The sequence below is a fragment of the Paraburkholderia nodosa DSM 21604 genome (assembly GCF_000519185.1).
Classification (GTDB): Bacteria; Pseudomonadota; Gammaproteobacteria; order Burkholderiales; family Burkholderiaceae; genus Paraburkholderia; species Paraburkholderia nodosa.
Genome location: NZ_JAFA01000040.1, coordinates 49,855 through 73,665, shown reverse-complemented (window position 1 = coordinate 73,665; position 23,811 = coordinate 49,855). Strand labels below are relative to the sequence as shown.

Genomic DNA, 23,811 nt, shown 5'->3' with positions numbered 1-23,811 from the left:
ATGCAGGTCGCGCCGTAGCTTTCCATCTTCTTCGCTTCGACCGCGAGGTTTTCCGGCGTGGTCATGTGGCTCATCATCAGGAAGCCCACGGTGTCCATGCCCAGTTCGCGTGCGTATTCGATGTGCTGCTTCGAAATGTCGGCCTCCGTGCAGTGCGTGGCCACGCGCACGATGCGCGCGCCGGCGTTGTACGCGGCCTTCAGGTCATGAATCGTGCCGATGCCCGGCAGCAGCAGCGTGGCGATCTGCGCATGCGTGACCACGTCGGCCACGGCTTCGATCCATTCCAGGTCGCTGTGCGCGCCGAAGCCGTAGTTGAAGCTCGAACCCTGCAGGCCGTCGCCGTGAGCGACTTCGATGCTGTCCACCTTCGCACGGTCCAGCGCGCGGGCGATGTCCTGCACGTTCTGGATCGAGTACTGATGGCGAATGGCGTGGCTGCCGTCGCGCAGCGTCACGTCGGAGATATAGAGTTTCTTGCTCATGGTCTTATCCCTCCACGCTCAGAAGCGTCTGCGCCATGCGTTCGGCGGTGGCGAGCGCGGCGGAAGTCATGATGTCGAGATTGCCCGCGTAAGCGGGCAGATAATGCGCGGCGCCTTCCACTTCGAGGAATACCGAGGTCTTCAGGCCGCTGAACTTGCCGAGACCCGGAATATTCAAGGGCGCGTTCGCGGGAATCTCGTCGAACTGCACCTTCTGCTTCAGGCGATAGCCCGGCACGTAGGCGTGCACCTTCGCGACCATCGCTTCGATGGACTGCTCGACCTTCTCGCGGTCAGCCATTTCGGAAAGTGTATAAACCGTGTCGCGCATCATGACCGGGGGCTCGGCCGGATTCAGCACGATGATGGCCTTGCCCTTCGCCGCACCGCCCACCACTTCGATCGCCTTCGACGTCGTTTCGGTGAACTCGTCGATGTTGGCGCGCGTGCCGGGGCCCGCCGACTTGCTGCTGATCGACGCGACGATTTCGGCGTAGTGGACCTTCGCGACGCGCGACACGGCCGCCACCATCGGAATCGTGGCCTGGCCGCCGCACGTCACCATGTTGACGTTGGGTGCTTCGATGTGTGCGTCGAGGTTCACGACCGGCACGCAGTACGGGCCGATGGCAGCGGGCGTGAGGTCGATCACGCGAATCGAAGGCTTGAACGTGCGCAGCAGCGCGTCGTTCTTCACGTGCGCGCCGGCGGAAGTCGCATCGAACACGAAGTCGATGTCGTTGAAGCACGGCAGGCGCGTGAGCCCTTCCGCACCCTCATGCGTGGTCGCCACGCCGAGGCGCGCGGCACGCGCAAGACCATCGGAGTTCGGGTCGATGCCGACCATCGCCGCCATCTCCAGATGCTTGCTGTTGCGCAGGGTCTTGATCATCAGATCCGTGCCGATGTTGCCGGAGCCGATGATCGCGGCCTTGAGTTTTTCGGAAGCCATATGAATTCCTGTATCAGGCGGAGAAAGTCGCGCGAACGCTGCCGAGGCCTTCGATCTGCGCGGTGTACGTGCCGGGTTCCTTCACGGCGACCATGGGCCCGAGTGCACCCGTGAGCACCACGTCGCCCGCACGCAGCGGTGTGCCGAGCTGGACCATGCGGTCGGCGAGCCACACGGCGGCGTTGAGCGGATTGCCGAGGCATGCGGCGCCGTTGCCGCGCGAGAGCACATCGCCGTCGCGCGAGAGTTCCATGGCGCAAGCGGTCAAGTCGATCTGCGAGAGCGGCACCGGGCGGCTGCCCACCACGAAGCGCGCGCTCGAGGCGTTGTCGGCCACCGTATCGACGAAGCGGATGTCCCAGTTCTGGATGCGGCTGTCGACCACTTCGATGGCCGCGAGCGCATAGGCGCTGGCGCGCAGGATATCGACGAAGGTGTGCTTTTCAAACGTGAGATCGTGCTCCAGCACGAGCGCAATTTCCGCTTCCACCTTCGGCTGGATCAGTTGCGAGAGCGGAATCGCTTCAGCATCCCCATAGGCCATCGACGCGAACAGCGCGCCGAAGTCAGGCTGATCGACACCCAGCTGCTTTTGCACTGCGAGCGACGTGAGGCCGATCTTGCGGCCCACGATGCGCTCGCCGGTCGCCATGCGCAGATCGACATTGGCTTGCTGAACGGCGTAAGCGGTGGCGATATCGTCCAAAGCGATCTCGCCGCGCACTGGTTCGATCACGTTGCGCGAGGCTTCGGCTTCGTGCAGGCGCGCGGCCAGCGCCGCGACGAGTTTCGAATCTGACATGTTGATTCTCCGGAGTCCGTACTGTTCTATCAAACCGCGTCGGGCGTGCCATGCATGGTGGCGAAACCCGCAATCCACTCGGGAATTTCGCGGTAGTAATCGAGCGAAGCGCGATACGGGCCGTAAGCGGCCAGCACGCCGAATGCCGCGACCCACGTGCGGATCTCGTGCGCCGACTTGCCGCCGTCGCGCGTAATGGCCGCGTTGGTCATACCGTCCACGGAAGTCAATTCGCCCGACTCGAGGCGCGCGAGGAACGCGCGGTCCCATTCGGGGTTGAGCGGATGCAGATGGCTGTCGCCCGCCGTGAACGACTTCGCCGCGGCCACGGTGCGCGCCTGGCGCGCGGCGCGCGAATCCGCCGAGGGGTTGCGGCCCGCGATCAGGCGTTCGGCCACTTCCGGCGTCGCGCCGAGCAGTTCCGGCACCGGCGGTTCATGCGAAATACCGCCCGAGCCCACCACGAGCACACGCTTGTCGCTGCGGGAAAAGAAGCGGCCAATCGCATCGCCGAGCAGACGCGCGCGGCGCAGCGTCGCCATGGGCGGCGCCACGGAGTTGATGAACACCGGAATCACCGGGTAGCGGTCAAGGCCGCCCGTGAGCACTTCCAGCGCCTGCGCGCAGCCGTGATCGACCTGCATGCGGTATGAGAGCGCCACGTCGATATCGGCGTCGAGCACGTTTTCGGCGAGCTTGTGCGCAAGGGCTTCGGGCACCGGCAGCGTACCGGCCATGCTCTTGAAGTCGCCGAGGGCCTCGGCACGCGCGCCGATGCAAAACGGCGGCATCACGTCATAGAAGAAACCGTTGAAGTGATCGGGTGCGAACGCCACGATCACATCGGGGTTGAAGGCCTCCACGCGTTCGCGCGCGGCGCGGCCGACCCGTTCGACTTCCGCCACCACGCCAGGCAGCGGATCGAAATAGCCATGCAACGGCGTATGTGACAGACATTCGAGGTGAATCGGCATGCTCATGCTCCTGCGGTGCGCGCAACGGCCACGCCGCGCGCGGGACGGTGTTGCGGGGCAGCGGCGCTCGCCCCATGCAAGGCGGCGTCAGTCATGCCGAGCTTGCCCGCGAGTTCGACGATCGCGTCCGAAACCTGTTGCGGCGTGCACACGCCCGCGACGAAGCGGTCCGGGCGCAGCAGCACGACAGATTCGGGCAGACGGCTGAACCACTCCTTCAGGCGGCCCTGCACGTCACCGAGCGCGAGCACGCCCTCGGGCACGTCGTCGGCGTAGTCGAGCTGCACGTCGGGCTTCGCGAAGACGAAGCGCGCGCCAAGGCGCTCCCACAGCGCGCGAGCTTGCGGCGTGAGGCCGAAGGTCGGGTCCGCGCCCCAGGCGAGCACCGCGAAGCCGTTGCCGATCGCGTCGTCGAGGCGCACCACGCGGCCATCGGCAAGACGCACGCGCGGCTGGATGAACATGCGGCCCACGGGCGAAGCCGCGAGCGGATCGCGGCCATACGCGAGGCGCCCGATCAGCGAGTCGCGCTTCTGGCTCATCAGGCCGAGCAGACGGCCCGGCGCCGAGTTGCCCGAGCGTTCCAGCAGGCTTGCGAACCAGCCGCCCGTCTTTTGCGGCACCGGCAGCAGCACGACGCCCGCTTCATAGCGCGGCATCGGCTTGAAACGCATTTCCACGAAGTAGCGCTTCACCGCGGGGAACACATTCATGTAACGCACGAACGTGTCGCGAAAGCGGGCGCCGAAGCGCGTGGTGGGCGCGAAGATATCGCCCGCCACTTCGGAGAGGTGAATCATCGAGCGCGCGTGCGCGCGGCGCTCCACGGTATAGCTGTCGAGCAGGCGGCCATCGGCCTGGCCCTTCGCGACCATCGCGAGCTTCCAGCCCAGGTTGTTCGCGTCGCGAATGCCGCTGTTGTAGCCCTGGCCCTGCCACACGGGCATGATGTGCGCGGCGTCGCCCGCGAGCAGAACGCGGTCCACGCGGAACGTTTCGGCGAGGCGCGCGTTGTGCGTGTACACACGCTTGCGGATGTAGTCGACCTTGTCGGGGTCCGCCACCACCTTGCGGATCAGCGCGGCCATGTTCCCGGGCTTCGAGAGTTCTTCCTCCGTCTCGCCCGGCATCACCATGAATTCGAAGCGGCGAATGCCGTGCGGCAGCGCAGCCGACACATACGGGCGCTGATGATCGCAATGCATGTAGATATGCGGCGAGCCGATCGGGTCGTTGCGCACGTCCACCACGATCCATTGATTCGGTTTCGTGCGGCCTTCGAAGGGCACGTTCAGCGCGCGGCGCACGAAGCTGTTACCGCCGTCCGCACCCACGAGGTACGCTGCACGGATCGTGCGGCGCTCGCCGTTCGCGTCGCTCACGTCGACCGTCACGCCCTGCGCGTCCTGCTCGAATGCGTTGACCGCGTGGCCGAACAACACGTCCACATGCTCGAAGCGCGCGAGCCCTTCATACAGCACGCGGTCAGCGAGCGGCTGAATGAACGCGTTCCGGCGCGGCCAGCCGAATTCGTCGGTGCGCGGCTCGATCGAGGCGAAACAATGGCCGTCTTTCGTGACGAAGCGCATCCAGTGGTCGGGCGTGGTGTGCGGCAGCAGCGCATCGGCCAGACCAATGGACTGGAACACGCGCAATGCTTCGTCATCCAGACCAATGGCGCGCGGGTAGTCGATGATCTGGTCGAGCTTCTCGACGAGCGTGACACGCACGCCTTGCAGGCCGAGAATATTGGCGATCATGAGGCCGACCGGACCCGCGCCGATGATGGCGACGTCGGTGGCAATCTGGCGAGGGCGGACGGTATCCGCCTCGTGGGCGAGGGGGGTGTTCATGTGTCTCCTTCTCGCGCGGCTTATGGAGCCGCTGCGGATGCTGACAGGGGGTGCCTGAAAACGGATCACCCGGTTGGACGGTTTGTCACAGTGCGGTGAATGGAAGCGAGTCTAGGTTCCGCCCGATGCGCGCTCAACATTTTTAGAGAAATGTGCATAGAATGCACACAGTTGATTTTTAAGGAGTTTTTGATGACGAAGTATGCAAACGTGCGGGGGCTGGCGCGCGGCCTGCAGGTGCTCCAGGCGCTCAACGCCATGGAGAACGGGCGCGCCACGAGCCAGCAGCTGAGCGAAGCAACGGGCCTGCATCGCACGACGGTGAGGCGTCTGCTGGAAACCCTGGTCGAGGAGAAGTTCGTGCGCCGCAGCGCTTCCGACGACAGCTTTCGTCTGACGATGAACGTGCGCGGCCTGAGCGAAGGCTTCACCGACGACGAGCTGATCGCGACCATCGCGCCGCCGATCATGGCGCAAATGCTCCAGCGCACCGTGTGGCCATCGGACCTCACGACGCCCGATGGCGACTCCATGGTGATACGCGAGACCACGCACCGCTTCAGCCCGCTTTCGTTTCACCGCGCGATGGTGGGCCGCCGCCTGCCGATCCTGCTCACGGCGGCCGGCCGCGTGTACTTTGCGATGTGTCCCGAGGCGGAGCGCGAAGACATCCTGGAACTGTTACGCGCGGGTGCGGGCGGCGAGCAACAGCAAAAGCTCGCGAGCGACACGGCCTATATCCGCAATCTCGTGCGCCAGACACGCGCAGACGGCTTCGGCTCGAACCACGGCGACTGGGCGGACCAGCGCAAGATCGGTGCGCTCGCAACGGCCATCGAGGCACATGGGCGCGTGCTCGCGAGCCTGAATGTGATCTACCTGGAGCAGGCCATCAATCCGGCGGAGGCCGTGCGCCGCTTCGTGCCCGAGTTGCAGCGCGCCGCGCAGGAAATGGTGACGGCGTTAGAGGCGCAGGAGGACAACACGAAGCGTTAAGCCTCGTTCTCGCGCACGAGTTCGAACAACGCTTCGAGCTCCGCGGCATGCGGCTCTTTGCGCGACACCATCAGCAAGTCGATGGTGGGCGGCTCGCCTTCGAGCGGGCGCGTGCAGATCGCGCGGCTCGTGAGCGACGAGACATACGCGGGCAGGAGCGCATAACCGAGCCCCATCCCCACGAGATTCAGATTGAGCAGAATATTGGTCGCGACCTGAGCCACCTTGCGCTCGATCCCGTGAAGACACGGCGTTTCGCCCGATTCGAGAAAAGCGCTTGCAAGCGCGCGCGAGTGTCTCTATAATTCGCGCCTCGACAGGCTCGTAGCTCAGTTGGTTAGAGCACCACCTTGACATGGTGGGGGTCGTTGGTTCGAATCCAATCGAGCCTACCAACGAACATGCAGTAAAGAAGCTGTACCTTGCAGCATCTTCTGAATGACGCATTCCCTCGCGGGTCTGCGTCATTTTCTTTTGGTGCGTGCTAATCACGCACGCAGCTATCCATAGCGCGCCGCCGCGCGCATAGCTTCGCAGAAATCGTCAGTTCTTCTCGCGGTGCAAGCCTGCTTGAATGGGCGTTCCACGTCCAGCCGAGGAGACTTTCGATGTCCGACGTTCACACGCAGCGCCCCGCCGTTTCCGTTCCGTCCGCGCATCTGCATGCCGGCACGAAGCAACACGCCGATATCGCACTCGACCTCCATCAGGTCGCGGGCCGCATTGGCGCGCGCATCGACGGCGTGCGTCTTCACGCCGATCTCGACAGCGCCACGTTCGACGCGATCAACGCCGCCCTGCTGCGTCACAAAGTGCTGTTCTTCCGTGGCCAGCAGCATCTCGACGATACCGCACAGGAAGCCTTCGCGCGGCGCTTCGGCGAGACGGTCGCGCACCCCACGGTGCCCTCGGTGGAAGGCGGCAGCCTGCTGGAACTCGATTCGCTGCACGGCGCGCGCGCCAACTCGTGGCACACCGACATCACCTTCGTCGACGCCTACCCGAAAGTCTCGATCCTGCGCGCCGTAGTGATTCCGCCATTTGGCGGCGACACGGTGTGGGCCAATACGGCCGCCGCGTACGCGCAACTGCCCGAGCCGCTGCGCGCGCTCGCCGATACGCTCTGGGCGCTCCACACCAATGCCTACGACTACGCGTCCACGCACACGAACGCGGACAGCGCGCAGCTCAAGCGTTACCGCGAAGTCTTCACGTCGAAGCTCTACGAAACCGAACATCCCGTGGTGCGCGTGCATCCGGAAACGGGCGAACGCACGCTCGTGCTCGGCCACTTCGTGCAGCGGCTCAAGGGTCTCTCGTCGTTCGATTCGGCGCACCTGCTGCAGGTGTTCCACGAGCATGTCACGCGGCTCGAAAACACAGTGCGCTGGAACTGGCAGGAAGGCGACGTCGCGATCTGGGACAATCGCGCCACGCAGCACTACGCGATCAACGACTACGGCGACGCGCGACGCATCGTCCGGCGCGCGACCGTGCGCGGCGAAGTGCCGGTGAGCATCGACGGACGCACGAGCGTGGTCGTGCGCGAGGAAGGCGCGACGCTGCAGTAACGCCTCGTTGATAAATCGGTGCGCGAGGTCAGCGGCCCGGCGCGAAGGCGTCGCCGTCGATCGGCAACTCGCGCTCCGCCAGCAGATCGGCGAGCAGCTGCGCGCTGCCGAGCGCGAGCGTGAAGCCGAGCGCGCCGTGCCCCGTGTTGAGCCACAGGTTGCGAAAGTGCGTGGCGCCAATCACAGGCTTGCTGTCCGGCGTGGCGGGACGCATGCCGGTCCACGTCTGAATGGCTTCGTAGTCGCCGGCGTCGGGGAAGGTTTCGCGCGCTTGGCGCGTGAGCAGCGCGATGCGGGCGTCGTCGGCGTGCGGGCTCATGCCCGTGAGATCGACCATGCCCGCAATGCGCAGGCGCTCGCCGAGCGGGGCATAGACGACCTTGTGATGCGCATCCGTGACCGAAACGCGCGGCGCGCCTTGCGCATTCGCGTTGGGGAGCGTGAGGCTGTAGCCCTTGAGCGGATACACGGGCACGTGCACGCCGAGCGAGGCAAGCATCGGCTGGCTCTGGAAACCGAGGCACACGACGAAGGCGTCGGCTTCGATGTCGCCCTGCGAGGTCTGCGCGGCGAGCACCCGCAGTCCTTTCGTTCGCAGTCCAGAAAACTCGGTGGCAAGTTGCAGGGTCGCGCCGTCGCGCTGCGCCGCGCGGGCGAGGCCGCGCGTGAACTGATCGCAGTCGGCGGCCTCTTCGCCAGGCGTGTGAATGCCGCCCACGATCCCTGCACCGATATGCGCGAGCGCGGGTTCGAGCGCGACGCACGCCGCGCCGTCGAGCGCGTGCTGTACGCAGCCCAGGTTCGCCTGGTATTGCGCCTGGCGGCGTGCGCCCGCGAAACCTTCCTCGTCGCGATACACCACGAGCTTGCCGTTGCGCACGTAGTCGAATGAAAGCGCTTCGCGCTCGACCACCTCGTGCATGAGACGCTGGCTCAAAAAGCCGAGGCCGAGCAGTTCGGCCGTGGTCGCGCGGCTGCGTGCGCGCGTGCACGCACGCAGGAATGCGGCGCACCAGCGCCATTGGTGCGGATCGAGCCGCGGCACGAAACGCAGCGCGGCGTCGCGCGAGAAGAGCCATTGCGGCAGCTTGGGCAGCACGGAGGGGTCCGCGAGCGGCGCGACGTAGCTGTAGCTGAGCTGGCCGCCATTGGCGTGGCTCGTTTCGCGCGCGACGTCGGCATGGCGTTCGACGAGCGTGACCTCGTGTCCATCGCGGGCGAGCGCGTACGCCGTGCTCACGCCAATTACCCCACCGCCCAAAACACAAACTCGCATGATCCGTTGTTCTCTTTCGCTGACGGCCAAACCCTGACGGCCTATGCCGCCAGTCTCGCCGGGAACGATGGGGAACTCAATTGCGAATTGCGCGCGGGGTATAACCTCAGGTTAAAACGGCCGGAAGTTGTCCCTGCAACGGCAAGGACAACCCGCAACGGCTGGCTCAGGCCAGCGCCGGCGCGCTCCCGCGGGCCGCGCGCGGGTCGGCCGCCGCGGCATGCGGCGGGCGCGCACCGGCCTGCCCCGCGCCACCCAGATTGAACACCGCCACGGCCTCGCGCAGCAAATCGGCCTGCGATTCGAGCGACTGCGCGGCCGCCGCCGCTTCCTCCACGAGCGCCGCATTGCGCTGCGTGACCTCGTCGATCTGCGCAATCGCGCGGTTCACCTGCTCGATGCCATCGCTTTGCTCGTGCGTCGCGGTCTCGATCTCGCTCATGATCCCGCGCACGCGCGCCACCGCACTGCGCGCCTCGTCCATGGTGCGGCGCGCGTCTTCCACGAGGCGCGCGCCCGCGCCGACGGTCGCCGCCGAGGCCGCGATCAGCTCCTTGATCTCCTTGGCCGCCGTGCCCGAGCGCTGCGCGAGGCTGCGCACCTCGCTCGCCACGACCGCGAAGCCGCGACCCTGCTCGCCTGCGCGCGCCGCCTCCACCGCCGCGTTGAGCGCGAGGATGTTGGTCTGGAACGCAATGCCCTCGATGATGCCGGTGATCTCCTCCACCTTCTGCGACGAGGCCGTGATGTCGCTCATCGTCGCGTTCACGCGGGCCACCACGTCGGCGCCGCGCGTGACCGTTTCGAGCGCGGTCTGGGCGAGCCCGCTCGCTTCCTTCGCGCCGTCAGTGTTCTGACGCACCGCCGCCGAAAGCTCTTCGATGCTCGCCGCCGTTTCTTCGAGCGCCGCCGCCTGCTGCGCCGTGCGGTCCGAGAGATCGACGTTGCCCGACGCGATCTGCTTCGCGCCCTGCGTGATTTCGTGCGTGCTGCCGCGCACGCGCGAGACGGTGCCCACGAGGCCGTCGCGCATGGTCTGCAGCGCGCCCAGCAACTGGCCCATTTCGTTCTTCGAGCGCACCCGCACGTCCACCGTGAGGTCGCCCGCGGCGATGCGCTCGAAATGACGAATCGCATGGTTCACCGGCTTGACTACGGCGGCGGCGAGCCCCACGCGCGCGAACACGCCGATCGCCACGCCCACCACGCCGATCAGGCCGAACACGATGAGCGACAGACGAAAGCGCTGCGCGGCGGTGTCGGCGTCCTGCTGCTGGCGCGCGGCCTGCCAGCTCTCGAGCGCGTCGATCGCCTTCGCGTAGGCGCCGTAGTAGCGGTCGGCGGTTTCGCCCTGGATCGTGCGGAAGGTGTTGAAATCGTTGTCGACGAGCGACTTGTACTCGGGCTCGAGCGCCTGCGAGACGAGCGCCTCGCGCGCGCTGCTCACGGCCTGGGCGAGGCGCGCCTCTTCGGGGTCGTCGAACGGGCCGGCGCTGTAGAGCGCGAACTCCTTGTTCGAATTCACGAGCACCTGGTGCGCCTTGTCGAGCAGGCCGTCCGTGGCCTTGCCGACGCTAAAGAGCGTCTCGTAGCCGCCGAGCGCGAGGCGCACCTGGAGCAGGCGTTCCGAACTGGTCTTGAGGGCGTCGAGCGACTGCGCGCCGCGCTGGGCGTCGTGCAGGCTGTCGTTGGTGATCTTGAGCGCGCCATACGACACGCCGATCACCGTCAGCAGAAACGCGACGAAGATACCGATAACGAGCGTGAGCCCGCGGCGAATGGTGATGTTTCCCAGCATGAGGTCTCCGTTGCGTTTTTTTATCTTCCAGCCAGTGCGAATCCGCGCGGCCCGACGCGCCTTCGCACCTCGTCTCGCGTAACGGCAGACGGCGCGCGGCGCTGCATAGGGGAAATCCATGATGAGCGCAGGGCTACGCGAGGGTTGGCGCGGGTTCGTCCCAATGTCTGGGAAAGTCCCGTCTGAATGGGGTTTGTGGCGATTTCTCATGGCCCGACGCGAGTCGCGAAAAGCCGGCCCGGGGGCTCGGCCAGATCGATTTGCTATTCGTGCTATCGTTTTGCTTTCGCCGATTGTTTTTCCTGGCGGCTTTCCAGGCTGCCCCGCTCCCATGTCCGACCTCTCCACGCCGTTCGCGCGCGCGCCGCGCCGACTTGACTCCATTAATCCCAGGCCGCTAGGCATCGCGCTGTTGCTCGTCGCGCTCGGTGCGGTGTATCTCGCGCAGACCGTGAGCGGGCGTCAGGCGGCGCTCTACGTGGTCGGCGCGCTGCTCGGCATGACGCTCTATCACGCGGCGTTCGGCTTCACCTCGGCGTGGCGCGTATTCATCGCCGACGGGCGCGGCGCCGGCCTGCGCGCGCAGATGGTCATGCTTGCGATCGGCGTCCTCCTGTTCTTCCCCGCGCTCGCGGCAGGTTCGCTGTTCGGCCATCCGGTCACGGGGCTCGTTTCGCCTGCGGGCACGTCGGTCATCGTCGGCGCGTTCATGTTCGGCGTGGGCATGCAGCTGGGCGGCGGCTGCGCCTCGGGCACGCTCTATACCGTCGGTGGCGGCAGCACGCGCATGGTCGTGACGCTCATCGCCTTTATCGTGGGCTCCGTGGTCGCCACGGCGCACATGCCGTTCTGGACGTCGATGCCGCAATTGAAGCCGTTCTCGTTCGTGAACGCGCTCGGCGCCGCGCCCGCCATTGCACTCAACCTCGCGGTGTTCGCGCTGATCGCCGCGCTCACCGTGGTCGTCGAGAAGCGCCGCCACGGCCGTCTCGTCAACGAGCCGCGCGCGCCGCACACCTCGCCGTGGCTGCATGGCCCGTGGCCGCTGCTTGCCGGCGCGGTGGCGCTCGCGATCCTGAATTTCGCGACGCTCGCGCTCTCGGGCCGCCCCTGGGGCGTGACCTCGGCGTTCGCGCTGTGGGGCGCGAAAGGCTTCGCAACGCTTGGCATCGACGTGGCGAGCTGGAAGTACTGGATGGCCGGCCCGAACGCCGCCGCGCTCGCCGCGCCGGCGAGCCACGACGTCACCACGGTCATGGACATCGGCATCGTGCTCGGCGCCATGACCGCGGCCTCGCTCGCGGGCCGCTACGCGCCGGTGTGGCGCATTCCGCTGCGCTCGCTCGTGGCGGCCGTGATCGGCGGGCTGCTGCTCGGCTATGGCGCGCGCCTCGCTTACGGCTGCAATATCGGCGCGTATTTCAGCGGCATCGTCTCGGGCAGCCTGCACGGCTGGCTCTGGCTCGTGTGCGCGTTCGCGGGCAATGTGCTCGGCACGAAGCTGCGTCCGTTGTTCGGCCTCGAAGTCGAGCGCGTGAAGAATACGGGCTGCTGAGGCCGTACGCGGCTTAGCCCGTTCGGGGCGCACAGAAATGACGAAGGGCAAGGCTTGATCGCCTTGCCCTTTTTACATGATCCGGCGCTTTTTACCGGAGCGCGCCTTATCAGATGTTCAGACGCGTGACCTTGGTGCCCGCCAGCGAGACGTCGGCCATCAGGCCCGCGTTGGTCAGCACGAAGGCTTCCACCGGGTGCGTGGCCGTGTTGGTGTCGATAACGCCGTTCGCACCCACGGTCACGAGCGCGACCGAAGCGTCGGCGCCGGCCGCCCAGCCGTCCGTCGCGCGGAATTTGTCGAGCGCGTCCTGCGTCATGAAGGCGAAAATGAGCGCCTTCGACTGAGCGCCGGCCTGCAGGCCGAACGAGCCCGACGCGGTGCTGTAATAGCCGACCGTGGCGCCGCCCACGCGCAACGCGCCCTCGCCATACTGCGCGCCGACGATGAAGCCGGCCTGCAGCACTTCGGGGAACACCAGCACGCCGCGCGACTTCGCGAGAAGCTCGTGCGAGCCTTTCACGGTCGAATACAGCCGCGAGAGAGTGCCGTCCACAGACGCGTCGATCGACTGCCGCTTGGACATATTCTGCGACGCCGTGGAATTCGAATTCGTCGTGGTGGTACAGCCCGCGAGCGTGAGACCGCCCGAGGCAAGGGTCACCGCCGCCGTTAGCATGAAGTTGCGTCGTTGCATTTGGTTATCTCCACACGAATGAGAGTGCGGGGAAGTTTGAGCAAGCCACATGCCCGACCTCTCCGCTTCCGTTGGCCAGAGCCCGCATCGGGCGACAGCCACGTCGCCGTGGCTGGATTGTGCCCGAATTCCGTGTAAAGCGTCCGTTAGCGAGCGACGTCAGCAATCATGCCGCCCGACGCACGGCGGATCGCCGATCAGGGTTTGGTGGCCTGCCAGGACGAGTCGGGATCGAATGCCTTGATCGCCGCTGCCGTATGCGCGCCGTTCGGCCCGAGGTTCTTCTGATAAAGCTGACCGTCCTGATTGATGATGAAGCTCATCACACCGGTTTTGCCGTATTGCGCCGGCCAGGCCACGAGCGCAAAGCCGCCGCTCAGGTCCCCGTTCTCGAGATAGCCGCGCGCACCGCCACTGGCGTGCGGCCCCTGTGCAGTGAGAATGCGGAAGTGATAGCCGTGATACCCCTCGGTCGGCGTGATCTTCGCGTTGCCCGGCATGGCTGCCGCGAGCGGTCCGAGCGGACTTTCGGTCTCGCCCGGCTCGACCGGCCAGTACAAACCGTCGTGCGTGCCCGGAGTGCTCACGAGGCGCTGCGCATAGTGCTGCGTGAGCTTGCGATAGTCGTTCTGCGCGTCGACGTAGGCGAGCGAGGTGAGCATGGCAGCACGCTCGTTGCGGCCGATGCGGCGCGTGAGAATTTCGCTTGCGCCTTCGCGCGGGTCGAAATGCCAGCCCTTGCCCGACTGCACGATGGGGATGGGCAGCGTCCAGCCGCTGTCGCCCACCTCGACGTGAGCGCTCGCCTTGCCGGCAACCGGCGTGGCATCGGGTACGACGCGATGACCCTTCGCCCAGGCGCCAAGGTAGTCATCGATATCGTCCTGGCCGATGTTTTGCGTCGGGATGAACGCGGTGAAATCGTTGCCGAGCACGTGCTTCATGGCGCCCTGGTCGTTGGTCGCGAGTGCGTCGGTGAATGCGTTCGCGGCGGCTTCAGGCGTGGCGTAGACGGCTTGCGCGTAGACGGCTGCGCCACCGAACTGGGCCGGCAGCAGCGCGGGCGCGCCAAAGAGCGCGAGTGCCGTAGCGAGCGCGAGCGCGTAGTCGTGTGGCAGGCGGCGTGCGGAAATGCGGATCATTTCTAGACTCCTCATGATGTTCAACGTTATCGACGGCCGATGTGACGTGCGCCACCACCGCCGCCACCGCCGCCGAACCCGCCACCACCGCCACCCCCATGGAAGCCGCCACCACCACCACCGCCGTTGAAGCCGCCGCCATGGCTCTGGACCGCTTCGCGGCTTTGCTGGCCGCGTTGTTGTTCGAGGCGCGCATTGGCGCCGTCGCCCGCGCCGCGTAACGCGTTGTCGCGATTCGTGCTCTGCGCCCGGTTGTTGAGATCGTTCCCGCGGTTCGCGTTTTGCGCGCCGTTCTGCCCGCGGTTGTTCAGCTCGTTGCCGCGGTTCGCGCTCTGCGCCGCGCCGTTTTGCCCGCGGTTGTTCAGTTCGTTGCCGCGGTTTGCGTTTTGCGCGCCGTTTTGCCCGCGATTGTTGAGCGCATTGCCGCCGTTGGCATTCGGCCGCCCGCCTTCCTGGATGCCCTGGAGTCTCTGCTGGGCATTGCCGCTCATGTTCTGGCCAGTGCGATTCTGCAGGGTCTGCATGGCCTGCGTGCGCGACTGGTCGTAGCCCCGGTACTGGTTGCGCTGGCCGTTCAGGTTCGCGTTGTTGTAGTTCTGGCGGCGCTCGACATTGGCGTTGCGATTCCAGTTCGCCGTGCCGTTGGCCGAGTTGATGCGGTTGTTGACGTTGATGTTGTTGTAGCGATTGACGTTGATGTTCACGTCATGGTTGTTCCAGTTGAAGCCGCCCCACAACGAGTTCGCGACCGCGATGCCCGCGCCGAACGCGAGCCCGCCGACGAAACCCGACGCAATGGCGTAACCCGGAGGCGGCGGCATATACACGGGCGGATACGCCGGATACGGCCACACGCCATAAACCACTGTGGGGTTATAGGTCGGCACGTACACCACCTGCGGATTCGCAGGCTCGATCACGATGGTCTGCGTGGTCGAGGTGCTCGAGGCCGGCTGGACCACGACCTTCTGCTGCTCGTTGGACTTGAGGTTGCCCGCCTTCTGCGCCTGCACGCGCAGGCGCTGCACCGAGTCCATCACGTCGTTGGGCTGCGCGAGAAACGCGTTGCCGATCTGCTGGACCCAGTCGGGCTTCGAAGCCATGGTTTCGAGCACCTGCGGGAACGCCACGAGCGACTGCACACTCGGGTCCCACGGCTGGGAGGCCACGGCCTTCACGGCGTCGTCGCCCTTGAGGTTCGGGTTGGACTTGGTCCACGCGGCGGCGGCGGACACGTCTTGCGGGAACGTGGCGGCCATGAGGACCTGCGCGAGCAACGCGTCGGGATAGAGCGCAATGGGCGCGGTTAGCGAATCGAGCTGCTGGCTCGAGAGATGCGCCGCGTTCTGCGCAAGCGCGGCAGTGGGCCCAAGCGGCCCCACGAAGAGCGGCGCGCCCGCGAGTGTGGCACACACGAGCCAGGCAAGGCGCTGGCTTGCACCGGATGTTTTCACGTTATGGTCCTCCCGGTTACGAACAATAGTTCTGATACGCGCAGGGATCGAACATTCGCAAACCTCAAGCGATCCTCACTGTCTCGAAGCCGCGACGGCGTGGCTACAAAAAATAAAGGGACGAGACTCGCAGTGTCAACCGAAGAAGTGTTGCAACGCTGCGATTAAGCGACGTGCATCAACGAGACGGAAACTACGTTGAGCGTAACAATATCGTGAATACGAATTAGACCGCGCTGGAGTGCGATGGTGACTCGCCGGCATTCAAGTGCATACGCACGAAACCCACGTGTTCGCGCAACACGTAAAACGCATCGGCGAACGCGAGCGGCATGCGCAGCGTATTGAGCGACCGCTCGATCTCGTCGAGTTCTTCGACCAGCGCGCGCCGTTCTTCTTCGTTCGTATGCTTGAGCGCGTCGCGCTCGATGGCGATGAGCGCGCCGTAATAGCGATAAATGCGCGAGCGCACGCGCCAGCGATACAGCGCCGGTATCGCGCGCAACGCCGGAATCACGAGCACGGCCAGAGGCAGCAGCAGCACGAGCAGACGGTCCGTCACGCTCGCAAGCCAGAACGGCAATGCGCGATAGAGAAAGCTCTTGCCCGACTTGTAGTAGCGCGTGGCGTCCTCGCTCACGCGAAAGTCGTGCACCGCCGGGCTCGGAAACTGGCCCTCGCGCTGCAGGAGTCCGGGCGCGCCGTTCACCTCGCCCGCCGCTTCGATGAGCAGATCGGAGAGCGCGGGGTGCAGCGTATCGCGCGCGACGAGTTCGACCGTCGGGCCGATCAGGTGCACCGTTTCGCGTGGCTGGCGCCTGCGCAGATCGAGCACGCCGGGCGGCAGGTCGACGTCCTCCAGATACGGAAAGAGCCGCGTATAGGCGGCCGCTTCGTCGAAGCTCATGACCGAGATGCCGGGGATGTCGAGCAAACGCAGCATGAGCCCCCGCGTGGTCGAGTCGCCGCTCAGCATCGCGGCCTCGACGCGGCCGGAGACGAGCGCCGTGGCCGCGTCCATGCCGTCGAGCGGCAGGAACGTGGAGTCGCCGCCGGGGTCGAGGCCGTTCGCGGAGAGCAGCTTGAGCGCCAGTTCCCGCGTGCCGCTGCCCACGCGGCCGATGGCGATGCGCTTGCCGTCGAGTTCGGAGAGCCGCGTGAGGCCCGAGCCGCGATAGAAAACGACGATAGGCAAATAAGCCACGCTGCCAAGCGACATCAGCGAGCGTGTGTCCACGCCGTCGGCGACGCCGCCCTGCACGAATGCGAGGTCCACGTGTTGCTTCGGATCGAGCAGGCGCTGCAGGTTCTGCACCGAGCCATCCGATTCGAGGATCTTGAGCGTCACGCCGTTGCGCGCGAGGATCGCGCGGTAGGCTTGCGCCATCTGCATGAAGGAACTGTCGGCCGGACCCGCGCTGATCGTGATCGTGCGCGGCGGCGCCGGGTCGACGAGCCAGAAGACGAGACCGATGACCACCGCGCAGAACAGGGCCACGGGCAGCGTGGTCAACGCGATATCGCGCCACGCTGGATGCGCGTGGTCACGCAGGAAATTGGGCGGCGGCGGTCGATATCGTCTCATGAGAACCCGGCGGCAGAGCGTCAGACTCCTGGAATTCTCATGATGCCATTTTCGCGCCAGATCTGATCGCCGGCGTGGCCGCCTTACCCGGAGAGCTTACGAAACGTGTGTTTGCGTAAGTGTCGCGTCAGCCCGCGGCGGCCTTCGTCAGGGCAAACAGCTCGCTGCGCAGCGCCTTCGCGCGGTCGCGCTTCATGTGCTGCTCGAACTCGGCCTGCGCGTCGAGCCACAACGCATGCGCCTTGTCGTAGCGGCGCAAGCCCGCGGCCGAGAGCCGGTAGACCAGCGTACGCGTGTCGTGTTCGGCCGCCGCCGTGAGCACGAGGCCGTCGCGCTGCAACGGCTTGAGCGCCCGCACGAGCGTCGTGCGGTCCATCACGAGGTCGTCGGAGAGTTCGGCGGCCGTGGCGTCGGGCCGGCCCGCGAGGCGAGAGAGGATGGTGAACTGCGCGGCCGTCACGTCGGCCTGCGAGAGGTGCCGCTCGTACAGCTGCGTGACGAAACGCGCGGCCTGCCGCAGCGCAAAACAGTTGCATTCCTCGCGTGTGATCCGCTTCGTCATCGTGTTCCCCGCCTGTATCCCAGTCCAATTCGCCTCACGTGGCCCGGCCATCATACTTTCTCGAGCGCGAGCGCGATACCCTGGCCACCGCCGATGCAAAGCGTCACGACGCCGCGACGCAGCCCGTCGCGCTGCATCGACCATGCGAGGCGCGTGGTGAGAATCGCGCCCGTCGCGCCGATGGGGTGGCCATGCGCGATCGCGCCGCCTTCCACGTTCACGATGTCCTCGGGAATGCCCAGTTGCTTCATGACCGCGAGCGGCACCGCCGCGAATGCCTCGTTGATCTCGAAGCGCTCGACGTCGGCCAGCGACCAGCCGGCGCGCCCCAGCGCGAGTTGCACGGCGGGCACGGGGCCAAGGCCGAACAGGCCCGGCTCCACCGCCGCGACGCCCCACGCCACGAGCTTGACCATCGGCGAGAGCCCCTCGGCTTCGGCGAAGCCGCGCTCCGCCACGAGCATGGCGCTCGCCGCGCTGTTCAGGCCGGGCGCGTTGCCCGCCGTGATCGTGCCGTCCGGGCGAAACGCGGGACGCAGTTTCGCGAGCCCTTCGAGCGTCGTGTCGGGACGCGGCGCTTCGTCGGTATCGATGCGCTCCATGCCCTTCTTGCCCTTCACTTCCACCGCGACGATTTCTTCCCTGAAGCGTCCCGCCGCCTGGGCGGCAGCAAAGCGCTGCTGCGAACGCGCAGCCCAGTTGTCCTGCTCCGCGCGCGTGAGCGCGGCCCGCGTCACGAGGTCTTCCGTATGCCAGCCCGAATGCTGGCCCGAAAACGCATCGACGAGGCCGTCGCGCAGCATGCTGTCGTGAATCTCGGCGTTGCCCATGCGATAGCCCCAGCGGCCGCCGTCCAGCAAATACGGCGCGCGGTCCATGTTCTCCATGCCGCCCGCGAGCGCGACGTCGGCAAGACCCAGCATCACCTCCTGCGCGGCGCTCGCGACAGCTTGCGCGCCGGAGCCGCACACGCGATTCACCGTGAGCGCGGGCACCTGAACCGGCACGCCGCCGCCAAGCTCGGCCTGCCGCGCGGGATTCATCTTGTTGCCCGCCTGGATCACGTTGCCGAGCACCACGGAGCCGAGCCGCGCCGGGTCGAGCTTCGCGCGCGCGAGCGTTTCGCGCACCGCCGCCGCGCCTAGCTCCGTAGCCGGCACGCCCTTGAACGCACCGTTGAATCCGCCAATTGCCGTACGCACCGGCTGGCACAAAACGATCTCGCGTGTACTCATGGTCGACTCTCCTTTCATATGCGCCGTTCCATGTACATTCTATGTATGCATATGCACACTTTCAAACGCTTTTGTGGAACAAGCGCTCGCGTGCGCTGGCACGATTGATGTCGTGTCCAGCGCACGCGGGGTGGTAAAACCGTTGCCGCTACGTTACGGTGCGGCCGGGAAATCCAGCGTCGTATCGTTGATGCGGTTCACGAGGTTCGTGAACGTAATCGACGTCACGGCGAGCGCAATTTCCACGATCTGGCGCTCGGTATAACCGGCTTCGCGAATTGCGCTTACTTCCGCTTCAAGCAGCGTGCCGTGCGTGGTCACCAGCACGCGGACGAAGTGCACGAGCGCGTCGCGCTTTGCGTCGCCGGTCGCTTCGCCTGCGCGGACCGCCTTCATCGTATCCGGCGCGAGCCCGGCGAACTTGCCCGCCAGCGTGTGCGCGGCGAGACAGTAATCACAACCCGCCACTTCGCTCACCGCGAGCTTGATCGCCTCGATATCGGGCTTCGACAGCGTGCCGGCGGAAATCACGGCCTCCATGTTGAGCAACGCGCCCAGCGCTTCCGGGCTATGCGTGCCGATGGTGGTGTAGGCGTTGGGCACCTTGCCTGCGGCCTTGCGGATCTTTGCAAAGATTTCAGCGGCGGCGCCGGTGGCGGCTTCAGGCTTGATGGCGGAAAGACGGGACATGTTTTGCTCCTTTAACGTTGCATGGTCGCGAGCGGGTGTCGGTGTCGCGCTGCCATCGTCGATGGCATGGATGCAGTCTAGTCGCGCACCGTCGCGCTTTTAATGCCAGAATGGCGCGACTTCATGCTCAATCGTCTCACTCGCCCACCATGGATCTGCTGAGCCGCCTTCTCGCGCTGATGCCCGTTGCCGGCCGCCTCGACGTGCGCTGCCATTTCGGCGCGCCCTGGCGCATCGATGATCCCGCAGCGAAGGAACGCGAGATCCGTTATCACGTACTGCTTGCAGGGCGCGCCATCGTCGAGGATGCGCACGGCGCGCCCGTCGCGCTCCATGCGGGCGACATCGTGCTGTTTCCCTCGGGCAGCGCGCACGTGCTGCACGACGGCAGCGGCGCGGCGCCCGGCGCCGTCGCCAAACGCGTGGAAAACGGCGTGAGCATCGAAACGAATGTGGGCGACGGCGCCATCGCCGACGTCCTGTGCGGCCGTTTCCTGCTGCCTGCCGTGCCGCAGCGCCTGCTGCGCGAGAATCTGCCTGCGCGCCTCGTCGTACATAGCGCTCGGGACGGCACGGAAGCACCCGAACGTCTCGTGCGCCTGATCGCGCTGTTGCGCGACGAAGCGTATGAGGCGGCGCCGGGCAGCGAGTCGCTCGTGAACCATCTTTCGGGCGCGCTCTTCGGGCTCACGCTGCGCTACGCCAGCGCAGGCGACGCCCCGCCGCGCGGCCTGCTCGCGCTCGCGCAGCGGCCGCGCCTGCAACCCGCCATCGACGCCATGTTCGAAACGCCCGGCAAGTCCTGGACGCTGCCCGAGCTTGCCGAGCTTTGCCACATGTCGCGCGCGACGTTCGCGCGGCACTTCGACGAGGCCATCGGCCGCTCGGCCGCCGACGTGCTCACCGATATCCGCATGACACTCGCGGGCCGCATGCTCGCGCAAAGCAACGACAGCGTGGCCGAGATCGGCGAGTTCGTCGGCTACCAGTCGGACGCCGCGTTCCAGCGCGGCTTCAAGCGCCACGTGGGCATGACGCCCGCACAATGGCGCTCGCTGGCTCGCGAGGCGGCTTCCGGCGCTTGAGCGCAAGGTCACGGTTCTCTCCGTGCCGTTTAGCCGCCGTGCGCCGGCGTTTCCTGCGCGAGCACCACGTCGCCGCTCTGGCTCCAGCCGCCGCCCAGCGACCGGTAGAGCGCCACCGCCGCGAGCGCGCGCTCGCGCTGGGCGTCGTTGAGCAGGTCCTGATCGGCGAGCAAGGTTTGCTGCGCGCTGAGCACGTCGAGAAAGTCCGCGGCGCCGCCCTTGTAGAGCTGGTTGGCCAGCTTGAGCGATTGCGCCGACGAAGCCAGCGCGTCGTTCAACTGCTGCGTCTGGCTCGCCGTGCTCACGAGATCGCTGCGGCTGTCTTCCACTTCGCGCAAAGCCTGCAGCATGGTCTCCTGGAGATTCAATTGCGACTCGCGCATGCGGCTCTCGCTCTGGTCGATATCGGCCGTGATGCGCCCCGCGTTGAAGATCGGACTCGTCGCGCCGATCGCGGCGCTAAAGAGGTTATCCGTCAGCGTGGGCATGCCGAGATAGGACGCCGCGAGAATGCCGTCCGTGAGATTGAGCGTGAACTTCGGATAACGCTCGGCGCGCGCCACGCCCACTTCCGCCGCGCGCTGCTGCACGGTCGCGTAGGCGGCCTGCACGTCGGGGCGGCGCAGCAGCGCTTCGGAAGGCAGCGTCTGCGGCACGCTCGTGGGGACACCGGGAATGGGCGCCGTTTGCGCGAGCGCGAGTTGTGCCACGGACTCCGGCGTGCGCCCCGTATACACGGCGATCAGGTTCAACTGATGATCGATGCTCGCTTGCGCACGCGGAATGCGCGCTTGCAGCTCGCTTAGCTGCGTTTGCGCGCGCGCCACGTCCAGTTGCGTGGAGAGGCCGTATTTCAGGCGGTCTTGCGTGAGCAGCAAAGTACGCTTGCGAATCTCCAGGTTATCCTGAAGGATCTTCAACTCTGCCTGTGCATAGCGCAGATCGACGTATGCCGAGGCCGTATTCGCCGCGAGCGCGAGACGCACCGCATCGAGCGCTTGCTTCTGGCCCACGAGATTCGCTTGCGCCGCGAGCAGGTCGAGCCGCTCGCCGCCGAACACGTCGGGCGACCAGCTCAACGCGAGGCCCGCGCCTGCCTGCTTCACATAGCCGAGCGGCGGCGGCGTGTTCTGCCGCGTATAAGCGCCATGCGCGGTGAAGTCGAGTTGCGGCAGCAGCGCTGCGTGCTTTTGCGTCGTGATCGATTGCGCCTGCTTCACGCGTTCGGCGGCGGCCTGCAAGTCGAGGTTGCCTTCGAGCACCGTGGCGAGCAGCGTGTCCAGCGTCGGATCGCCGAATTGCGCCCACCAGGCGCGCGCTTCGATGGCGTCCTGCGGCGCGTCGATGCGCCATGCCACCGGCGCCGTTTCGTGCACCGTGGCGGGCAGATCGGGATGCTGCGCGGGCTGCACCGCGCACGCGGCGAGCACGGCAGCGGAAAGCAGCGAGAGTACGAGGCGCATGGGAGTCGATGAGCGTTCAGGGGTTTTCATGGGTCACCTCAATGGGCGTCGGGCGGCGGGCCACCCAGCGAAATCGGCTTGGAGAACGCCACGCTCGCAATGGCGACCAGGAAGCAAAGCGAGAGCACGAAGAACGTATCGGAGAACGTCATCACGAGCGCTTCGCGCAGAACCAGTGCGTGCAGTTGCGCGAGCCCCGCTTCCGCGGCATCGACGGCATTGCCCGCCACGGACGACCAATACGCGGTGCGGCCCGCCAGCAGCAACTGCACTTGCGGCGCGCCGCCGGTCACGCTCTCGTTCAGGCGCAGATAGTGGAAGTTGAGCCGGTCGTTGAGCATCGTCGCGCTCACGGCAATGCCGATCGCGCCGCCCAGATTGCGCATGAGGTTGAAGAGACCGCTTGCCGACTTGAGCCGCGAAGGCGGCAGCGAGCCGAGCGACATCGTGACGATGGGCGGAATGGCGAATTGCTGGCCAATGCCGCGCAGCGCCTGCGGCACGAGGAACTGCTGCCAGCCCCAGTCGTGCGTAAGCGGCACATACAGGTAGCAACCAAGCCCGAAGCAGATGAGCCCGAACAGCATCAGCGCGCGCATGCTGAAATAGCGCGTGGAGTACGCATAAACGCCGAGCGCGAGCAACTGGAACACGCCCACCGAAAGCAGCGACAAGCCGATTTGCAGCGAACTGTAGCCGCGCACTTCCGCGAGAAAGAGCGGCGTGAGATAAACGGCCACGAAAATGCCGATGCCCGTGACGAACGAAAGCAGACTGCCAATGCCGAAGTTGCGTACGAGCAGCGCGCGCAGATCGACGATGGGGTCCTTCGCCGTGAGCGCGTGGACGATGAAGAGAAAGCCGCAGATCGCCGAGATCCACGTACAGGCAACGATCACGTCGTCGCCGAACCAGTTCTTGCGCGGGCCTTCTTCGAGCACGTATTCGAGGCAGCCGAGAAAGCCGCACATGAGCGCAATGCCGAGATAGTCGCCCCGCTTGAGCAGCGAAAGATCGGGCTTGTCGATGTTCACGTACTTCGGCACCAGCGCGGCCACCGCAATACCCGGCACGAGGTTCAGATAGAACAGCCAATGCCACGACCATTGATCGGTGATCCAGCCGCCGATCACGGGCCCGAGCGTGGGCGCGAGCGAGGCGAGCGCGCCAATGGTCGTGGAGGCGACGAGGCGCTGCTTGCCGGGAAAGAGCACGAAGGCCGTGGTGAACACGGTGGGAATCATCGCCGCGCCGAGTGCGCCTTGCAGGCCGCGAAACACGATCATCGAGTTGATGTCCCAGGCGAGGCCGCACAGCATGCTCGTGATGGTGAAGCCCACCGCGGAGGCCACGAAGAGCCAGCGCGTGGAGAACACCTTCGAGAGCCAGCCCGACATGGGAATCACCATGATCTCGGCAATCAGATAAGCCGTTTGCACCCATGACAGCTCGTCCTGGCTCGCGGAAAGACCGCCGCCGATGTCGCGTAGCGACGAAGCGACGATCTGGATGTCGAGCGTGGCCATGAAGAAGCCGACACACATCAGCGCGAAGGCGAAGGCGCGTTGCGCCATCGGCTGGAGATGCGGGGCGAGTGTCGGGTCGGCGCTGTGCGTGGCGTTCATCGTCGTAGCCT

At 66.1% G+C, this 23,811-nt stretch carries 20 protein-coding genes, 1 tRNA gene and 1 pseudogene; 5 read left to right on the top strand and 17 right to left on the bottom strand.

What is annotated here, in order from left to right; all coding sequences use genetic code 11:
- From A3CW_RS0136505 to A3CW_RS48760, 5 genes and pseudogenes are all read right to left on the bottom strand, one after another.
- Nucleotides 1–485, bottom strand: a pseudogene (locus A3CW_RS0136505) (4-hydroxy-2-oxovalerate aldolase); the annotation flags it as partial.
- 4 nt (nucleotides 486–489) lie between these two features.
- Nucleotides 490–1,437: an acetaldehyde dehydrogenase (acetylating) gene (locus A3CW_RS0136500; protein ID WP_028207952.1), complete on the bottom strand. Its 948-nt coding sequence runs from the start codon at nucleotides 1,435–1,437 to the stop codon at nucleotides 490–492.
- Nucleotides 1,438–1,450: 13 nt separating this feature from the next.
- Nucleotides 1,451–2,239 carry a 2-keto-4-pentenoate hydratase gene (gene mhpD, locus A3CW_RS0136495; RefSeq protein ID WP_028207951.1) on the bottom strand — a complete coding sequence of 263 codons (789 nt, stop codon included), beginning with the start codon at nucleotides 2,237–2,239 and terminating at the stop codon, nucleotides 1,451–1,453.
- Nucleotides 2,240–2,268: 29 nt separating this feature from the next.
- The gene (locus A3CW_RS0136490; protein ID WP_028207950.1) at nucleotides 2,269–3,213 is read right to left on the bottom strand and encodes a 3-carboxyethylcatechol 2,3-dioxygenase; all 945 of its coding nucleotides are present in this window, start codon (nucleotides 3,211–3,213) and stop codon (nucleotides 2,269–2,271) included.
- A gap of 2 nt (nucleotides 3,214–3,215) precedes the next feature.
- Nucleotides 3,216–5,066 (bottom strand): bifunctional 3-(3-hydroxy-phenyl)propionate/3-hydroxycinnamic acid hydroxylase, encoded by a 1,851-nt coding sequence (locus A3CW_RS48760; RefSeq protein ID WP_035515003.1) that lies wholly within the window; start codon nucleotides 5,064–5,066, stop codon nucleotides 3,216–3,218.
- A 192-nt stretch (nucleotides 5,067–5,258) separates the two neighbouring features.
- Between A3CW_RS48760 and A3CW_RS0136480 the strand changes: the two genes are divergently transcribed.
- Entirely contained in the window at nucleotides 5,259–6,062 is an 804-nt protein-coding gene (locus A3CW_RS0136480) for a DNA-binding transcriptional regulator (RefSeq protein WP_028207949.1), read from the top strand.
- Here A3CW_RS0136480 and A3CW_RS0136475 read toward each other — a convergent pair.
- Nucleotides 6,059–6,298, bottom strand: coding sequence for a LysR substrate-binding domain-containing protein (locus tag A3CW_RS0136475; RefSeq protein WP_081771981.1), 240 nt, complete (start codon nucleotides 6,296–6,298; stop codon nucleotides 6,059–6,061). The two genes, A3CW_RS0136480 and A3CW_RS0136475, sit on opposite strands and share 4 nt — an antisense overlap.
- A gap of 82 nt (nucleotides 6,299–6,380) precedes the next feature.
- On the opposite strand from A3CW_RS0136475, the gene A3CW_RS0136470 reads away from it, so the two are divergent.
- Both A3CW_RS0136470 and A3CW_RS0136465 read left to right on the top strand, forming a co-directional pair.
- Nucleotides 6,381–6,457: transfer RNA gene (locus tag A3CW_RS0136470), tRNA-Val, on the top strand.
- 213 nt (nucleotides 6,458–6,670) lie between these two features.
- Nucleotides 6,671–7,633, top strand: coding sequence for a TauD/TfdA dioxygenase family protein (locus A3CW_RS0136465; RefSeq protein ID WP_028207947.1), 963 nt, complete (start codon nucleotides 6,671–6,673; stop codon nucleotides 7,631–7,633).
- A 28-nt stretch (nucleotides 7,634–7,661) separates the two neighbouring features.
- Here A3CW_RS0136465 and A3CW_RS0136460 read toward each other — a convergent pair whose 3' ends face one another.
- Both A3CW_RS0136460 and A3CW_RS48755 read right to left on the bottom strand, forming a co-directional pair.
- On the bottom strand, nucleotides 7,662–8,909 hold the full coding sequence (locus tag A3CW_RS0136460; protein ID WP_028207946.1) for a D-amino acid dehydrogenase: 1,248 nt from the start codon (nucleotides 8,907–8,909) through the stop codon (nucleotides 7,662–7,664).
- A gap of 166 nt (nucleotides 8,910–9,075) precedes the next feature.
- The gene (locus A3CW_RS48755) at nucleotides 9,076–10,707 is read right to left on the bottom strand and encodes a methyl-accepting chemotaxis protein (RefSeq protein ID WP_035515000.1); all 1,632 of its coding nucleotides are present in this window, start codon (nucleotides 10,705–10,707) and stop codon (nucleotides 9,076–9,078) included.
- Between the two features lie 331 nt (nucleotides 10,708–11,038).
- Between A3CW_RS48755 and A3CW_RS0136450 the strand changes: the two genes are divergently transcribed.
- On the top strand, nucleotides 11,039–12,262 hold the full coding sequence (locus A3CW_RS0136450) for a YeeE/YedE family protein (protein ID WP_028207945.1): 1,224 nt from the start codon (nucleotides 11,039–11,041) through the stop codon (nucleotides 12,260–12,262).
- 109 nt (nucleotides 12,263–12,371) lie between these two features.
- Here A3CW_RS0136450 and A3CW_RS0136445 read toward each other — a convergent pair whose 3' ends face one another.
- From A3CW_RS0136445 to A3CW_RS0136415, 7 genes are all read right to left on the bottom strand, one after another.
- The gene (locus A3CW_RS0136445; RefSeq protein ID WP_028207944.1) at nucleotides 12,372–12,959 is read right to left on the bottom strand and encodes a BPSL1445 family SYLF domain-containing lipoprotein; all 588 of its coding nucleotides are present in this window, start codon (nucleotides 12,957–12,959) and stop codon (nucleotides 12,372–12,374) included.
- 197 nt (nucleotides 12,960–13,156) lie between these two features.
- On the bottom strand, nucleotides 13,157–14,101 hold the full coding sequence (locus A3CW_RS0136440; protein ID WP_063750898.1) for a DUF2950 domain-containing protein: 945 nt from the start codon (nucleotides 14,099–14,101) through the stop codon (nucleotides 13,157–13,159).
- A gap of 26 nt (nucleotides 14,102–14,127) precedes the next feature.
- Nucleotides 14,128–15,555 carry a DUF3300 domain-containing protein gene (locus A3CW_RS0136435; protein WP_035514998.1) on the bottom strand — a complete coding sequence of 476 codons (1,428 nt, stop codon included), beginning with the start codon at nucleotides 15,553–15,555 and terminating at the stop codon, nucleotides 14,128–14,130.
- 226 nt (nucleotides 15,556–15,781) lie between these two features.
- Complete coding sequence (locus A3CW_RS0136430; protein ID WP_028207941.1) at nucleotides 15,782–17,140, bottom strand: TAXI family TRAP transporter solute-binding subunit; 1,359 nt, start codon at nucleotides 17,138–17,140, stop codon at nucleotides 15,782–15,784.
- A gap of 127 nt (nucleotides 17,141–17,267) precedes the next feature.
- Complete coding sequence (locus tag A3CW_RS0136425) at nucleotides 17,268–17,702, bottom strand: MarR family winged helix-turn-helix transcriptional regulator (protein WP_028207940.1); 435 nt, start codon at nucleotides 17,700–17,702, stop codon at nucleotides 17,268–17,270.
- A gap of 50 nt (nucleotides 17,703–17,752) precedes the next feature.
- Nucleotides 17,753–18,937 carry a thiolase family protein gene (locus A3CW_RS0136420; RefSeq protein WP_028207939.1) on the bottom strand — a complete coding sequence of 395 codons (1,185 nt, stop codon included), beginning with the start codon at nucleotides 18,935–18,937 and terminating at the stop codon, nucleotides 17,753–17,755.
- A 153-nt stretch (nucleotides 18,938–19,090) separates the two neighbouring features.
- Nucleotides 19,091–19,627: a carboxymuconolactone decarboxylase family protein gene (locus A3CW_RS0136415; protein ID WP_028207938.1), complete on the bottom strand. Its 537-nt coding sequence runs from the start codon at nucleotides 19,625–19,627 to the stop codon at nucleotides 19,091–19,093.
- Between the two features lie 149 nt (nucleotides 19,628–19,776).
- On the opposite strand from A3CW_RS0136415, the gene A3CW_RS0136410 reads away from it, so the two are divergent.
- Nucleotides 19,777–20,712, top strand: coding sequence for an AraC family transcriptional regulator (locus A3CW_RS0136410; protein WP_035514995.1), 936 nt, complete (start codon nucleotides 19,777–19,779; stop codon nucleotides 20,710–20,712).
- Between the two features lie 29 nt (nucleotides 20,713–20,741).
- Here A3CW_RS0136410 and A3CW_RS0136405 read toward each other — a convergent pair whose 3' ends face one another.
- The gene (locus A3CW_RS0136405; protein ID WP_035514993.1) at nucleotides 20,742–22,175 is read right to left on the bottom strand and encodes an efflux transporter outer membrane subunit; all 1,434 of its coding nucleotides are present in this window, start codon (nucleotides 22,173–22,175) and stop codon (nucleotides 20,742–20,744) included.
- 38 nt (nucleotides 22,176–22,213) lie between these two features.
- Complete coding sequence (locus tag A3CW_RS0136400; protein WP_154678144.1) at nucleotides 22,214–23,749, bottom strand: DHA2 family efflux MFS transporter permease subunit; 1,536 nt, start codon at nucleotides 23,747–23,749, stop codon at nucleotides 22,214–22,216.
- Between the last annotated feature and the right edge of the window lie 62 nt (nucleotides 23,750–23,811).

Coding starts and splice junctions, on each gene's coding strand:
- A3CW_RS48755 (WP_035515000.1), bottom strand. CDS start 10,707: ATGCTGGGAAACATCACCATTCGCCGCGGGCTCACGCTCGTTATCGGT.
- A3CW_RS0136450 (WP_028207945.1), top strand. CDS start 11,039: ATGTCCGACCTCTCCACGCCGTTCGCGCGCGCGCCGCGCCGACTTGAC.
- A3CW_RS0136415 (WP_028207938.1), bottom strand. CDS start 19,627: ATGTCCCGTCTTTCCGCCATCAAGCCTGAAGCCGCCACCGGCGCCGCC.
- A3CW_RS0136440 (WP_063750898.1), bottom strand. CDS start 14,101: ATGATCCGCATTTCCGCACGCCGCCTGCCACACGACTACGCGCTCGCG.
- A3CW_RS0136430 (WP_028207941.1), bottom strand. CDS start 17,140: ATGAGACGATATCGACCGCCGCCGCCCAATTTCCTGCGTGACCACGCG.
- A3CW_RS0136465 (WP_028207947.1), top strand. CDS start 6,671: ATGTCCGACGTTCACACGCAGCGCCCCGCCGTTTCCGTTCCGTCCGCG.
- A3CW_RS0136480 (WP_028207949.1), top strand. CDS start 5,259: ATGACGAAGTATGCAAACGTGCGGGGGCTGGCGCGCGGCCTGCAGGTG.
- A3CW_RS0136400 (WP_154678144.1), bottom strand. CDS start 23,749: ATGGCGCAACGCGCCTTCGCCTTCGCGCTGATGTGTGTCGGCTTCTTC.
- mhpD (WP_028207951.1), bottom strand. CDS start 2,239: ATGTCAGATTCGAAACTCGTCGCGGCGCTGGCCGCGCGCCTGCACGAA.
- A3CW_RS0136425 (WP_028207940.1), bottom strand. CDS start 17,702: ATGACGAAGCGGATCACACGCGAGGAATGCAACTGTTTTGCGCTGCGG.
- A3CW_RS0136445 (WP_028207944.1), bottom strand. CDS start 12,959: ATGCAACGACGCAACTTCATGCTAACGGCGGCGGTGACCCTTGCCTCG.
- A3CW_RS48760 (WP_035515003.1), bottom strand. CDS start 5,066: ATGAACACCCCCCTCGCCCACGAGGCGGATACCGTCCGCCCTCGCCAG.
- A3CW_RS0136490 (WP_028207950.1), bottom strand. CDS start 3,213: ATGCCGATTCACCTCGAATGTCTGTCACATACGCCGTTGCATGGCTAT.
- A3CW_RS0136410 (WP_035514995.1), top strand. CDS start 19,777: ATGGATCTGCTGAGCCGCCTTCTCGCGCTGATGCCCGTTGCCGGCCGC.
- A3CW_RS0136405 (WP_035514993.1), bottom strand. CDS start 22,175: ATGCGCCTCGTACTCTCGCTGCTTTCCGCTGCCGTGCTCGCCGCGTGC.
- A3CW_RS0136460 (WP_028207946.1), bottom strand. CDS start 8,909: ATGCGAGTTTGTGTTTTGGGCGGTGGGGTAATTGGCGTGAGCACGGCG.
- A3CW_RS0136420 (WP_028207939.1), bottom strand. CDS start 18,937: ATGAGTACACGCGAGATCGTTTTGTGCCAGCCGGTGCGTACGGCAATT.
- A3CW_RS0136500 (WP_028207952.1), bottom strand. CDS start 1,437: ATGGCTTCCGAAAAACTCAAGGCCGCGATCATCGGCTCCGGCAACATC.